At 61.9% G+C, this 13,096-nt stretch carries 12 protein-coding genes; 5 read left to right on the forward strand and 7 right to left on the reverse strand.

The window, feature by feature from the left end; translation table 11 throughout:
• The first annotated feature begins 7 nt into the window (after positions 1-7).
• Positions 8-769 carry a succinate dehydrogenase iron-sulfur subunit gene (locus DEIDE_RS07200; RefSeq protein WP_012693288.1) on the forward strand — a complete coding sequence of 254 codons (762 nt, stop codon included), beginning with the start codon at positions 8-10 and terminating at the stop codon, positions 767-769.
• A gap of 370 nt (positions 770-1,139) precedes the next feature.
• Here DEIDE_RS07200 and DEIDE_RS17980 read toward each other — a convergent pair whose 3' ends face one another.
• From DEIDE_RS17980 to DEIDE_RS07225, 5 genes are all read right to left on the reverse strand, one after another.
• The gene (locus DEIDE_RS17980) at positions 1,140-1,646 is read right to left on the reverse strand and encodes a protein-tyrosine phosphatase family protein (protein ID WP_012693289.1); all 507 of its coding nucleotides are present in this window, start codon (positions 1,644-1,646) and stop codon (positions 1,140-1,142) included.
• A complete protein-coding gene (gene hemB / locus DEIDE_RS07210) occupies positions 1,643-2,644 on the reverse strand; it encodes a porphobilinogen synthase (protein WP_012693290.1) in 1,002 nt (333 codons plus the stop codon). The genes DEIDE_RS17980 and hemB overlap by 4 nt, the downstream gene beginning before the upstream one ends.
• A gap of 61 nt (positions 2,645-2,705) precedes the next feature.
• Positions 2,706-3,026 (reverse strand): roadblock/LC7 domain-containing protein, encoded by a 321-nt coding sequence (locus DEIDE_RS07215; RefSeq protein WP_012693291.1) that lies wholly within the window; start codon positions 3,024-3,026, stop codon positions 2,706-2,708.
• Entirely contained in the window at positions 3,023-3,364 is a 342-nt protein-coding gene (locus tag DEIDE_RS07220) for a roadblock/LC7 domain-containing protein (RefSeq protein ID WP_012693292.1), read from the reverse strand. Before DEIDE_RS07220 ends, DEIDE_RS07215 begins: the two co-directional genes overlap by 4 nt.
• Positions 3,361-3,711 carry a roadblock/LC7 domain-containing protein gene (locus DEIDE_RS07225; RefSeq protein WP_012693293.1) on the reverse strand — a complete coding sequence of 117 codons (351 nt, stop codon included), beginning with the start codon at positions 3,709-3,711 and terminating at the stop codon, positions 3,361-3,363. Before DEIDE_RS07225 ends, DEIDE_RS07220 begins: the two co-directional genes overlap by 4 nt.
• Before the next feature lie 304 nt (positions 3,712-4,015).
• Here DEIDE_RS07225 and gyrA point away from each other — a divergent pair, with 304 nt between their 5' ends.
• From gyrA to DEIDE_RS07245, 4 genes are all read left to right on the forward strand, one after another.
• Positions 4,016-6,451 carry a DNA gyrase subunit A gene (gyrA, locus tag DEIDE_RS07230; RefSeq protein ID WP_012693294.1) on the forward strand — a complete coding sequence of 812 codons (2,436 nt, stop codon included), beginning with the start codon at positions 4,016-4,018 and terminating at the stop codon, positions 6,449-6,451.
• 294 nt (positions 6,452-6,745) lie between these two features.
• A complete protein-coding gene (locus DEIDE_RS07235; protein WP_012693295.1) occupies positions 6,746-7,363 on the forward strand; it encodes a helix-turn-helix domain-containing protein in 618 nt (205 codons plus the stop codon).
• Positions 7,364-7,487: 124 nt separating this feature from the next.
• Positions 7,488-8,858 (forward strand): FAD-dependent oxidoreductase, encoded by a 1,371-nt coding sequence (locus DEIDE_RS07240; protein WP_012693296.1) that lies wholly within the window; start codon positions 7,488-7,490, stop codon positions 8,856-8,858.
• Positions 8,859-9,025: 167 nt separating this feature from the next.
• The gene (locus DEIDE_RS07245) at positions 9,026-10,033 is read left to right on the forward strand and encodes an NAD(P)/FAD-dependent oxidoreductase (RefSeq protein ID WP_012693297.1); all 1,008 of its coding nucleotides are present in this window, start codon (positions 9,026-9,028) and stop codon (positions 10,031-10,033) included.
• On the opposite strand, the gene DEIDE_RS07250 is transcribed toward DEIDE_RS07245, so the two are convergent.
• Together DEIDE_RS07250 and DEIDE_RS07255 are read right to left on the reverse strand one after the other, a co-directional pair.
• Complete coding sequence (locus tag DEIDE_RS07250; protein ID WP_012693298.1) at positions 10,005-10,811, reverse strand: AAC(3) family N-acetyltransferase; 807 nt, start codon at positions 10,809-10,811, stop codon at positions 10,005-10,007. The genes DEIDE_RS07245 and DEIDE_RS07250 overlap by 29 nt on opposite strands.
• Before the next feature lie 97 nt (positions 10,812-10,908).
• The gene (locus DEIDE_RS07255) at positions 10,909-13,071 is read right to left on the reverse strand and encodes a glutamine synthetase III family protein (protein ID WP_012693299.1); all 2,163 of its coding nucleotides are present in this window, start codon (positions 13,069-13,071) and stop codon (positions 10,909-10,911) included.
• Positions 13,072-13,096 lie beyond the last annotated feature (25 nt).

The following is a 13,096-nucleotide window of genomic DNA, read 5'->3' on the forward strand; positions in this document are numbered from 1 at the left end:
ACGCTTCATGACCCAGACCCATGCTCAAAGCGCCGCCCCTGTCGCCGCACCGGTGCAGATGGTGAATCTGAATGTCAAGATTCTGCGCTTCAACCCCGAAACCGACAAGAAAGCCCACTGGGACACCTATCAGGTTCAGGCTCAGCCCAGTGACCGAGTGGTGGATGTCCTCAACGACATCAAGTGGTACAAGGAACCCAGCCTGACGTTCCGCCGCTCGTGTCAGCACGGTATCTGCGGATCAGACGCCATGCTGATCAACGGACGCAATCGCCTGGCCTGCAAGACGCTGGTACGTGACGTCGCCAAGGATGGCGGCACCATCACGGTGGAGCCCATTCGCGGCCTGAAGGTCGAGCGCGACCTGCTGGTCGACATGGAACCGTTTTTCGACTCGTACAAGGCGATCATGCCGTACTTCATCAACGAGTCGCCGGCCCCTGCCGGAGAGCGTTACCAGAGCGAACTCGATGCCGAGCGCATGGAGCACTCCAGCAACTGCATCCTGTGCGCCTGCTGCACGACCAGCTGCCCCATCTTCTGGGTCAACGGCGCGTACCTGGGCCCGGCTGCTATCGTCCAGGCGCACCGCTTCATTTTCGACAGCCGTGACGAAGCCACCCACCAGCGACTGAACATCATGAACCAGAACACTGGCGTCTGGCGCTGCCGCACGGCCTACAACTGCACTGAAGCCTGCCCCCGCGACATTCCGATTACTACCCTGATCGAGGAAGTCAAACGGGCCATCATGTTCCAACAGTCCTGAAGTTTGTTGTAAACCAACTTTAAAAGTCTCCAGCGGCCGGATGGCCGCTGGAGACTTTTATGTGCGCGGGATGTTGGGACGGGTTCAGCATTCTGGGAACGGTGTGCCGATGATTTTTCTCAGTGTCGTCATGCTGGCGGCGATTCCCAGACTAGAACGAGGCAGGCACCTGCCTGAATCCGTCCTACAGCAAAGCCCTAAACAACAACCTCAGCGCTTCCTTCCTCCTTGAAGCGCCTGACGCCGCAGGGAGGGCCAGAGCCGCCTATGCAGCATGAGACCAGTCAGCCTGGGCGCTGGTTCTTACCGTAACCGGGTGGCGCCAGCGAAGCCTGATGGTTTCTATCCTGCCCGGCGCGGGCTGTTGCCCTTAGCACTTCGTCTCCCCTACGCGGCCTTCGAATGCTTGGACATACTCCTCTTGTTCGCCCGGCAGAGCCTGTTCCCCGCCAGCTCGGCGCACCAGCGCTAGAGCCGCATGTGAAGGCAGACCCGCCTGCATAAGCAGGCACGCCGCGACCAGTCCACCGTGGTGCTGATGCTGCCGGCTCACCACAACCACCTGCCGCCCATCAAGCAGTGCGTTCATCACTTCATCAAGAAAGGAAGCAAAGGCCTTCGAATCTTCAGCGCGTTCAGGTGATGGAAGAACGCCGGGCACGACGTCCAGCCCTGCGTGTTCGGCAGGGGTCCGCTGCCCGGAATGCTCAGTGCCTTCTTCATCAGGCATGACGGCCAGCAATCCAGCACCCTCGCGGGCCAGCATGGTCCATATGTCTGGTATTTCCAGATCAGCGTCACCGCACAGGCCCAGCTGACCTGGCCAGACTGCCGTGGGAACCCAGACGACAAGGCCCGGGCCAGACTGGTAGGTCACCCCTGGGCCTCGCGGAGCCAGCGCGCAACGTCCATAGCGTGGTACGTAATGATCGCATCAGCGCCCGCACGCCGCATGCTGGTCAGGGTTTCAAGCACCGTGCGTCGCTCGTCCATGAAGCCAAGCTGGGCCGCCGCCTTGATCAGGGCGTACTCGCCGGAGACGTTATAAGCCACCACAGGGAGATCAAATTCATCACGCAACAGTTTCAAAACGTCCAGATACGCCAGCGCAGGTTTGACCATCAGGGTGTCGGCGCCCTGTTCGACGTCCAGGCGGGCTTCGCGCAGCGCTTCACGGTGACCACCAGCGGGGTCCATCTGGTAGGTACCGCGGTGACCTACGCTCGGGGCGCTGCCGGCAGCATCACGAAATGGGCCGTAATAGGCGCTGGCGTACTTCACGGCGTAGCTCATGACTGGAATGTGCGTATATCCAGCCTCGTCCAGCGCGGAGCGGATGGCCGCCACCATACCGTCCATCATGGCGCTGGGCGCAATAACATCTGCCCCAGCCTGGGCCTGCGACACCGCCGTGCGGGCCAGCAGTTCCAGGCTGGGGTCATTGTCCACCGTCCAGGCATCTGCCCCGGTCTGCCCTGGGACCTCACACAGAGGACCGCAGTGCCCGTGGTCGGTGTACTCGCACAGGCAGGTATCGGCGATCACGGTGACCTGAGGCACCTGGGCCTTGATGGCCCGCGCGGCCTGCTGCACCACGCCGCCTTCCGCGTATGCCTGGGTCCCCAGAGCATCCTTGTGATCGGGAATGCCAAACAGGATGACACTGGGAATCCCCAGCGACAGCGCCATCCGGGCCTGCTCAACAGCACCCTGGACGCTATGACGGCTTACCCCTGGCATGGTGGCAATAGGATGCTCCGCTTCCCGTTCGTGAACGAAAATCGGATGAATGAAGTGCTCGGGGCTGAGATGAACCTCGCGCGTCATGGCACGCAGGGCGGGGGTTCGGCGCAGGCGGCGGGGGCGGACTAGCATGCGTCTACGCTAGCGCCACAGGGGCGGGACGAATGCAACGCCGCCCGTCAGCAGGCCAGAATCAGGCTTTGCCGAGAAGCCGGCGCACAGCGAAGCGCACGCGGCCCAGGCTGGACACGTCGTCGAAAGCCGCCAGCAGAACCTGGTCGCCGTGAGGGGTCAGCAGGAGGGGCCCTCCTGCAACATCGAGCATCAGCTCGGTCCAGGCAGACGCACCGGTTGCACTGCGCAGACTGGCAATCACGGCGCGGGCAGAGGCCACCAGCACACCCAGCTGCGCTGCCTGATCTGCGCCGATTCCAGCGCTGGTCACAACATGGCCATCAGCGTCCAGCAGGGCGGCGTGACGGATACCACGCACCTCCAGCAGCGGGCCGATCATGCGCGCTCCATCCGGGGCAGGTCACGCAGGTCGAGTGCCAGCCTGGCCAGGGCCTGCTGGATAGAGCGGGTGTCACTGCCCCGCAGCATGACTGCTCCTACGATGTAATCCCCACTGGTGACAGCAACCACCTCAATGCGCTCGGTGGTAAAACCAATGCGGGTCACGTCTCCCGCGCCCAGGCGGCGGCTGGTTCGGTCCAGGCTTGCGCGCAGGGAGGCAAGTTCGGCCGCCAGAACGTCGGCTCCTTCACCATAGGAGTCCAGCGGCAGACCGTCGGGGCTGACCAGGGCACTGGCGACTACGCCGGGCAAATTCCTCAGGGCGTCAATTTTCACAGGAGGCTCTCCAGGTTGCGGGCGGTCGAACGGCCATACAGCCGCGCCTGACCCAGGTTGCTGCGGGCGTCAAGAGCAAGAAGCAGAAAAAACTGGGGGTTGATGGGATGCAGATATACGCTGAGGCGCTCGCCGCGCAGATACAGTTCGCGCGCTTCTCCCCCGTTAAGGGACTGGGTATAAGCCCCGGACGCCGAACGTAACAGCCCAGCGTGTTCGGCCACCAGCAGGTTGAGGTCGTCGTTGGTAGAAGCGTGCCCTTCGACCAGCAGGCCGTCGAGTCCACCGATGGCAGCGGCCCAGGCGCCGTCCACATCGGATACAAGTTGGGTAAGGTGTTGCAGCATCGGCCCTCATGATATGTGCCTGAAACAGACCTATTTCTTACACTCCTGCTGTAATTGTGCGGAAGTCTGCAAACTGTGCATCGGCGTGCCGTGTTCCGAGGCCGCAGCACAGCCGGCAGCTCCCTATTTGCTGTATATGGCAGCAATTTCGGGTAGAATAAGAGGGTTGAGGCACGCCCAAGGAATTACGCCCATAACATAATATGTGGTATACTGGGGCCACTTCACGGCCTGAAACCCGGGCCGGACTCACCCCTTCCTCGGCACGGCTCTCCCGCCCGCCGAGCCCACAGACTGGAGCCCCATGACTGGAATTCATCCCGTTGACATCACCAGCGAAGTCAAGACCAACTTCATCAACTACGCCATGAACGTGATCGTGGACCGCGCGCTGCCTGACGTGCGCGACGGTCTTAAACCCGTGCAGCGGCGAATCATGTACGCCATGCTCCTTGAAGGCCTCTACAGCAACCAAAAGCACGCCAAGTCGGCGTCGGTTGTGGGTGAGGTTATGAAGAAGTACCACCCGCACGGGGACTCTTCTATTTATGACGCCATGGTCCGCCTGGCCCAGTGGTGGAACATGCGTTACCCGATGGTCCACCCCCAGGGCAACTTCGGGTCCATCGACGGCGACCCGCCCGCGGCCATGCGATATACCGAAGCGCGCATGACCAAGGTGGCCGAGGAACTGATCGCCGACCTTGAAAAAGAAACGGTGGACCTCAAGCCCAATTACGACGAAACCACCGAAGAACCCAGCGTGCTGCCGGCTGCCGTGCCGAACCTGCTGATCAACGGCGCTACCGGGATTGCGGTGGGCATGGCCACGAACATTCCGCCGCACAACCTCACGGAGATCTGCAACGGTCTGCTGGCCATGATCGACGACCCGAACCTGACGCTCGACGGGTTGATGGAGCACGTCACGGGTCCCGACTTCCCCACTGGGGGCCGCATCACTAAAACCGGGATTCGTGAAGCCTACGCCACTGGACACTCCGGCCTGAAGGTGCGGGGTAAGGCCCGCATCGAAGAGAAGAACGGGCGCAACCAGATCATCATCAGCGAGATCCCGTATCAGGTGAACAAGACCAACCTGATCCAGACCATCAGTGCGATGTATAAGGCGGGCAAAATTCCAGATATCAGCGCTCTGCGTGACGAGTCCGACCGCAAGGACCCGGTGCGGATCGTGGTCGAGCTCAAGCGCGGCGCGATTCCCACGCTGGTGCTGAACCAGCTGTACAAGTACACCCAGCTGCAGACCACCTACACGGTGATCAACCTCAGCATCGTGGGCGGCGAACCACGGGTGTTGCCGTTGCTGAACACCATGCAGTATTTCCTGGATCACCGTGCAGATGTGGTGACCCGGCGTACACGTTATGACCTGCGTAAGGCCGAGGAACGCGCCCACGTCCTGGAAGGTCTGCTCAAGGCGCTTGATCATATCGACGAAGTCATCAGCCTGATCCGTGGGAGCAACACCGGGGCCGAGGCGCGTGACGCCCTGATGGTCCGCTTCGGGCTGACCGAGATTCAGTCCCAGGCCATCCTGGACATGCGTCTGCAGCGCCTCGTTGGGCTGGAGCGCGAGAAGCTCCAGGCCGAATTCGACGAGTTGCAGAAAACCATCGAGTACCTGCGTTCGATTCTGGGCGACGAGAAGCTGCTGTGGCGCGAAATCAAGAAGGAAATCCGTGCCATCCGCGACAACTACGGTGACGAGCGCCGCAGCACCATCACGGAACTCGAAGAGGACATCGGGAAAGAAGACCTAATTGCCGTCGAGGACATGGTCATCACCATGACCAAGGCCGGTTACCTCAAGCGCACCAAGCTGGACGCCTACCGTGCCCAGGGCCGTGGAGGACGCGGCTCCAGCGGTGGCAAGCTGCGCGAAGAGGACGTGAACACCCGGGTGTTCGTAGGCTCAACCCACGACTACCTGCTGTTCTTTACGGACCAGGGCCGCGTGTTCCACGAGAAAATCTATGATCTGCCTGAAGCCGGCCGTGACGCCAAAGGCACGCACATCCGCAACCTGCTGCCCAGCCTGCGTGAGGACGAGAACATCGCCAGCGTGCTGAGTGTGGGAGGCTTTGATGAGCCCGGCTGCTTCATCTTTGCCACCCGCAAGGGCGTGGTGAAAAAGACGCTGATTACCGAGTACGGCAACATCACATCTGCGGGCCTGATCGCCATCAACCTGCAGCCCGGTGACGAGCTGATCGGAGTTGGCATTGTCAACGACATTGATCACGTGGTCCTGGCCACCCGCAACGGTAAGGCCATGCGCTTCGAAAGCGATGAGGTGCGCGCCACCGGCCGTGCCACTCAGGGCGTCATCGGCATCCGCCTGCGCGAAGGCGAGGATGACGCGGTCGTCAGCATGGCACTGGTTCCCGGCGGCGACGAAGCCAGCGAGCTGCTGGCCGTCAGTGAATGCGGCCTGGGCAAACGCACCCCGGTGGGCGACTACCCGGCCAAAGGGCGCGGCGGTATGGGAGTCATCACGCTGGACGTGACGGAAAAGACTGGCAAGCTGGTCACCCTGGCCCGCGTTGCGGGCAACGAGGAACTGATGGTCCTGACGGAGAAAGGGACTGTGATCCGCACCCGCGTCGAAGAGGTCCGGGTCACCGGACGCAACGCCCAGGGGGTCAAGGTAATCAACATTGCTGAACGCGACAGTGTGATCAGCGCCTTCCCCATCCGCCGCGAAGACGAGCTCTAAGACACCAGTAACCCGTGAGCCCGGCCCGTCAGTGGCCGGGTTTTTTTATGTCGCAAGCCATTCAATGTCAAAGTTTAATGAACCGGTTGTGAGGCATCAGCTGGGCCTCAGCCAGGAAATAACAGCTCCTGGCAGGCTTTTTTCAGCACCCTCCTCTCTAGACACTTTGTAAGGTAAATACTGATTAAAGAAACAAAACTGTTTACAAAAATGTGTCTTTGGGTTACACTGTGTTCAACGTTGGGAATGGTCCCGACGGCACCCCCAAACATCACCGCCCAGGAGGCGACCCAAATGACACAGACCCAGACCAGCACCAACAGCCGGACCTTCGTGGACACCGTCACGTACCGCCCGGGCGCCGTTATCCTCTACCCTGGCAAAAGCGACATGCTGTACCGCGTCTCCAGCGGCCTGGTGCGCGTGCACACCATGGATGACGACGGCAACGGCCTGACCCTGCGCTACGTCAAGCCTGGTGAATACTTCGGCGAGGAAGCCCTTGCTGGAGCCAACCGTGGCTACTTCGCCGAAGCCGTGACTGACAGCAGCATTGATGTCATCAACCCAGCACTGATGAGCGCCGAGGACAACCTGATTGTCACGACGCACCTCGTCCGGACGCTGGAGCGCGCCTACGAGAGCATCTACCGCCTGGTCGGCAAGCGCCTGCGTGCCCGTATCGCCGGTGAGCTGCTGGAGCTCAAGGACACTGCCCTGGCCACCCAGCTCGACAGCGGCGAGACCATGATCTACGCCACGCACGATGAACTGGCCGCCGCTGTAGGCAGCGTGCGCGAGACCGTCACCAAGGTCGTAGGTGAACTGTCCCGCGAGGGTGTGATCAGCGCAGGCTACGGCAAGATCACCCTGAAAAACGAGAAAGCGCTCAGCGAAATCGCCGCTGCCTGAATCAGCTGTTCGTCCCTCTGCCGCCCGGTCATGTGCCGGGCGGTTTCTGTTGTCCGGGCGGGTGGTTCACTCGTGAAAGACATAGGCCGGTCAATGTTTGCCAGACCCCGCTAGACTCAGACTCATGAGTGAGCCTGTCATTTCTTCTTTCAACGATCAGCGCCCGTTGCGGGTCGCCGTGATTGGCAGTGGGCCCAGTGGCATCTTTGCCACTGAAGCCCTGCTGAAGCAGAGCGAGCTGCCGGTGCAGGTAGACGTTTTTGACCGTCTGCCTACGCCCTACGGCCTGGTGCGCTACGGCGTAGCCCCAGACCACCTGACAATCAAGAGTGTCACACGTGGTTTTGAAAAAACTCTCTCGGACCCGCGTGTACGTTTCCTGGGGAACGTGGAGTTTGGGAGCGACCTCACGCATGAGGAGGCCCGCGCCCACTACGACGCACTGCTGTACACCGTGGGCGCCAGCAGTGACCGCCGGCTGGGAATTCCTGGAGAAGACCTGAACGGCAGCATGAGTGCCACTGAGTTTGTCGCGTGGTACAACGGCCATCCCGACGCTGCGGCGCGTGAAATGGTCCTGCACGCCAGCGGCGTGGCCGTTGTAGGTGTAGGCAACGTGGCACTGGACGTGACGCGTATCCTGGCCAAGACTTCAGCTGAACTGCACGATTCGGATATTGCTGCGCACGCGTTGAGCGCCCTGGAGCAGAGTCCCGTCCGGGACGTGTGGATCCTGGGACGCCGCGGGCCAGCCCAGGCCAGCTTTACCACCAAGGAGCTGCGGGAATTTGGGGAGCTGGCCGAGGCCGAGCCGGTGGTGTACCCGGAGGAAATTGCGCTGACGGAAGCTGAGGAAGCCGCAATCACGGACAATGTCAAGAAGAAGAATGTAGAAGTGCTTCGTGACTTTGCCGGGCGTACCTCTGAAGGCAAGCCCCGGCGGGTGCATTTACGTTTCCTGGTGTCCCCTATCGAAATTCTGGATGACGGACAGGGCAACGTGGCAGGTCTGAAGGTGGAGCGCAACCGGCTGGATGAACAGGGCAATGCCGTAGGCACCGGCGAGTACGAGACGTTGCCCGTACAGATGGTGCTGCGCAGCGTTGGCTACCGCGGGGTAGCGCTGCCTGAGGTGCCTTTCGACGAGCGGCGTGGAGTGATTCCCAACACTGAAGGCCGGGTCGAGGGCCGCACTGGCGAATACACGGCCGGCTGGATCAAGCGTGGGCCAAGCGGCGTGGTAGGAACCAACCGCAAAGACGCCACGGATACGGTGGCTCATCTGATTGCCGACGCGAAGGCTGGGGTCCTTTCTCCCGCCGTTCGAGGCCGTGAGGATGTCGACGCCCTGCTGCAGGCCAAGGGCGTCGATGTGTACACCTTCTCCGACTGGAAGGCGCTGGATGCTCACGAACTGTCTCAGGGGCAGGCGCTGGGACGTCCCCGGGCCAAGGTCGTGCACCGCCACGAGATGCTCACGCACCGCAACAAGTAAGGTCTGTTTCCGAGCAGTAAGGCTACGCAGACAGTGTGACGCTGCTGAACTGCAAAATGTCCTGAACGCTTGAGCGTCATGATGGCCTCTGCTTTACCGCGCAGATGCTGCCCCCAGCTGACAGGCTGCCCATAGATTGGGCAGCCTTTTGCCATAATTGTCGGCACATGGACGGCCGGCATTCCGACATTCTGGTGGTAGGAGGCGGTCCGGCCGGGTTACATGCCGCGTTTTACGCTGGGTGGCGCGGTCTTCAGGTACAGGTGCTGGAGGCCCGTCCCGTGTTGGGAGGGCAGCTCCAGGCACTGTACCCAGACAAGGTGGTGTATGACATTCCTGGCCTCCCCGCGGTGGTTGCCTCTGAGGTGGTCAGCAATCTGGTTGCTCAGCTCAGTGGGCTTCCGGTCTCTGTCCAGGTGAATGCCACGGCCCGGCATCTGAGTGCCCACAACGGCGGCTGGCGGATAGCCACGGACGACGCAACGTTCACGGCGCGGGCCGTCATCCTGGCTCCGGGGCTCGGAGCGCTCACAGCCCGCGCGGCGCGGGTTGCCGGAGCAGAAGTGCATCCTGGCGTCCGTACAGAAGTCCCCGAAGCGGCCGCGCTCTCCGGGAAGCACGTGCTTGTCGTGGGAGGAGTGCCGCAGGCTGTTCAGTCTGCCCTGGAGCTGGTTGATGCTGGTGCCCATGTCACCCTGACGCACCGGCGCGCGGGCTTCCGGGGGCACCCTGCACAGTTGGCCCGGCTCGACCAGCTCCGTATGGAAGGGCGCCTTGAGATCATCGCTCCGGCGCTCATGGACAGGCTGACTTCAGAGGACGCAGTTCTGCTGGAACATGGCACAGAACGCCGGGTCCAGGCTGATACGGTGCTGCTACTCAACGGATACCTTCCGGACCTGTCGCCGGTGCAGACATGGCCTCTGAACTGGAATGGCGACTACGTGCCGGATGGCACGGGCGGTCAGACTGTGCTTCCCGGGGTCTTTGTGGCGGGCGACGCCGCATATTCAGGAGGCAGCTTCAAACTGATCTCTGTGGGCCTTGCCCAGGCAGCTATTGCAGCGAACCACGCGGTTCATCACGTGAATCCTGAGCTCAAGGTGCGGCCCGGTCACAGCAGCGAAAAATGGCTGGCGCCCAGGCCTAGAGGGCCGGGTGAGGACGGGGTCTGAGCCCCTGAGCGCGCACGAGTTTACGGACCTCCTGGCACCGGCAGCTGGAATACGTGCAGAGCAGCGCCTCAGGGTCACGGCGCAGCAGGGCCACTGTCTGATCGACCAGATCACGGACCCGGTACAGTCTCAGGGTCGCCCCGCCCACTACGGCACTGCGCATAGAGAAATGCATCAGGGGCTGCAGATTGTCAAAGTCGGCCGAACAGTTGGGAAACGCCGTGGGCAGAACGCCACCGTCCAGCGCTACATAGCGCGTCAGCAGGGGCATGCCGGCAATATGCTCGCCGTAGTGGATGGTGGTATTACTGCCGAAATCCACTCCCATCAGCAGGGCGTATCCGTCCAGGTCATACAGCGCACCAATAGGCTGATACGGGCTCGACAAGGTCTGCACACCGCAGATCCGAGCCGCTTCCTGCCCCAGCGCAATAAAACTGAGGGTCGGGTGGAAACTGCGCACAGCTTCAGGTCGTTCGACCATTTCCTGGGGAACCCGGCCGATATCTCGGCTCACACGACTGTCCCGCCGGTACCGCGCATGCACCGGTGACGTTGCGTGGCGGAGCAGGGTGTTGTAAGTGAAAGCTGGAGCCACCACTGTGGCCGTGCGCCGCTCGAGTGCCCCAACGACCGTACGCGCCCCACCTTCAAGCTGTCCGAACGACTTGAGGCTGGCATGCACAATCAGGTGCTGGGTTCCGTCCAGCCCGAGAGCACCCAGACCTTCATCAAGCTGGGCTGGGGAAACGGCCGGTTTGCGCAGCAGGTTCAGCACAGCCCTTAGTGTACGCCCTGAACAAAAGAACACCGCCCCCGAAGGAGCGGTGTGTGAAGCCAGATTCAACGTGCTGGCCCGGTCGGACGCGGCAAGGTTACTTGACGAACAGCATCTGGCGGTAGGTCGGCAGCGGCCAGTGCTTGCTGCTCACCACTTTCTCCAGGCGGTCTGCGGCGCGGCGCACTTCCTGCATGGCAGGCAACACGTGATCACGCATATGGTGTGCCTTCTCGTGGATTTCTTCACCGCCGAGAGCTTCGTTCTGCTCGCGCAGGGTGCGCAGGTTCTCGTACAGCTCATCTGCGATCTCCACGAGTTCTTCGGTCACCCCTTTGACCGCCTTGCTCTTGATCTCGACATTGCCAAGTTCGGCAAGATAAGTAATCGCTGCGGGCAGGATCTGGGTCTGCGCCATGTACTCGGTGGTTTCACCCTCGATGTTCACGGTCTTGAAGTAGATGTCGTACATGATTTCCTGACGTGCGCCCAGTTCGCGCTCGTTCAGGACGTTGTACTGCTCGAACAGGCGGAGGTTCTTCTCGCTGTTGAGGTGCTCGATGGCGTCCAGGGTGGTGCGCAGGTTGAGCAGACCACGCTGGTGCTCGGCTTCCTCGTGCCACGCTTCGCTGTAGCCGTCGCCGTTGAAGATGATGCGCTTGTATTGCGTGTAGGTTTCCTTGACCAGTTCAGCGACAGCACTGTCCAGCGTGGCGTCACTGCCCTTGAGCTTCTCGTTGAGCTGCGCGGTGAGCTGGGTGATCGCGTCAGCAATGATCAGGTTAAGTACGGTGATGGGGAAGGAAATGCTCTGCGAGCTGCCCACTGCACGGAACTCGAACTTGTTCCCGGTGAAGGCAAACGGGCTGGTGCGGTTGCGGTCACCAGCGTGCACAGGAATTTCCGGCAGCACGCTGCTGCCCAGGCCCAGCAGACCGGCTTCGGGGCCGCGGCCGCCTTTCCCACTGGCCAGGCGATCGAAGATGTCGGTCAGCTCGCTGCCCAGGAAGATGCTGATAATTGCGGGCGGTGCCTCGTTGGCTCCCAGACGGTGATCGTTGCTGGCACTGGCCACGCAGGCACGCAGCAGGTCCTGGTGGTCGTCGACGGCTTTGATGACGGCCGTGCAGAAGAACAGGAACTGCATGTTCCGGTGGGGCGTCTCGCCGGGATCGAGCAGGTTCTCGCCCGCGTCGGTGCCCATGCTCCAGTTGCAGTGTTTGCCCGAGCCGTTGACGCCTGCAAAGGGCTTTTCGTGCATCAGGCACACCAGACCATACTTACGGGCGGTGGTGCGCAGCACCTGCATGATCAGCTGCTGGTGGTCGGCGGCAATATTGCTGTTCTCGAAGATGGGCGCAATTTCAAACTGACCGGGCGCCACCTCGTTGTGACGGGTCTTGACCGGAATGCCCAGGGCATACAGCTGCATTTCCGCATCGGTCATGAAGCTCAGCACGCGGTCAGGAATCGCTCCGAAGTAGTGATCTTCGAGTTCCTGCCCACGCGGGGGCTTGGCACCGAACAGGGTGCGGCCGGTCATCACCAGGTCGGGGCGGCGGTAGTAGTACTCCTCGGCAATCAGGAAGTATTCCTGCTCGGCGCCCAGGGTGCTGCTGATTCGGGTTCCCTCCGACGCACCGAACAGGCTGAGCGCCGGGGTAACGGCCTTGTTCAGGGCCTCGATGGAGCGCAGCAGCGGGATTTTCAGGTCCAGGGCCTCGCCGGTCCAGGACAGGAATACGCTGGGAATACACAGGGTCGCGCCGTTGGCGTGCCGGACGATGAAGGCGGGGCTGCTGGGATCCCAGGCCGTATAGCCACGGGCCTCGAAGGTGGCGCGCAGGCCGCCCGAGGGGAAGGAACTGGCATCAGGCTCAGCCTGGATCAGTTCCTTGCCGGAGAACGACATGATAGCCACGCCGTCACCAGCAGGGTTCAGGAACGAATCGTGCTTCTCGGCCGTGGAGCCGGTCAAGGGCTGGAACCAGTGGGTGTAGTGGGTCGCGCCCTTTTCCATCGCCCAGGTCTTCATCGCCAGGGCTACGGTGTCTGCGATGCTGGAGTCAAGCGTCTCACCGCGCTCGAGCGTGGCCTGCAGGCTGCGGTAGTCGGGCTTGCTCAGCCGGGCCTTGAGCTGGTCAAGCGTCAGCACGTCGCTGGCGAACAGCTCGTTGACCAGTTCACTGGGGGTGGCCGAGACGGAGGCGTCAACGCGCCAGTTGCGGGCGGCCGAGTTTACATCGAAATCCTGGTTCATGGGGGCTCCCTGGGAGTGCAGTACG

This window comes from Deinococcus deserti VCD115, assembly GCF_000020685.1.
GTDB lineage: Bacteria > Deinococcota > Deinococci > Deinococcales > Deinococcaceae > Deinococcus > Deinococcus deserti.

Coding starts and splice junctions, on each gene's coding strand:
- DEIDE_RS07200 (WP_012693288.1), top strand. CDS start 8: ATGACCCAGACCCATGCTCAAAGCGCCGCCCCTGTCGCCGCACCGGTG.
- hemB (WP_012693290.1), bottom strand. CDS start 2,644: ATGCTAGTCCGCCCCCGCCGCCTGCGCCGAACCCCCGCCCTGCGTGCC.
- DEIDE_RS07215 (WP_012693291.1), bottom strand. CDS start 3,026: ATGATCGGCCCGCTGCTGGAGGTGCGTGGTATCCGTCACGCCGCCCTG.
- DEIDE_RS07225 (WP_012693293.1), bottom strand. CDS start 3,711: ATGCTGCAACACCTTACCCAACTTGTATCCGATGTGGACGGCGCCTGG.
- gyrA (WP_012693294.1), top strand. CDS start 4,016: ATGACTGGAATTCATCCCGTTGACATCACCAGCGAAGTCAAGACCAAC.
- DEIDE_RS07235 (WP_012693295.1), top strand. CDS start 6,746: ATGACACAGACCCAGACCAGCACCAACAGCCGGACCTTCGTGGACACC.
- DEIDE_RS07240 (WP_012693296.1), top strand. CDS start 7,488: ATGAGTGAGCCTGTCATTTCTTCTTTCAACGATCAGCGCCCGTTGCGG.
- DEIDE_RS07245 (WP_012693297.1), top strand. CDS start 9,026: ATGGACGGCCGGCATTCCGACATTCTGGTGGTAGGAGGCGGTCCGGCC.
- DEIDE_RS07255 (WP_012693299.1), bottom strand. CDS start 13,071: ATGAACCAGGATTTCGATGTAAACTCGGCCGCCCGCAACTGGCGCGTT.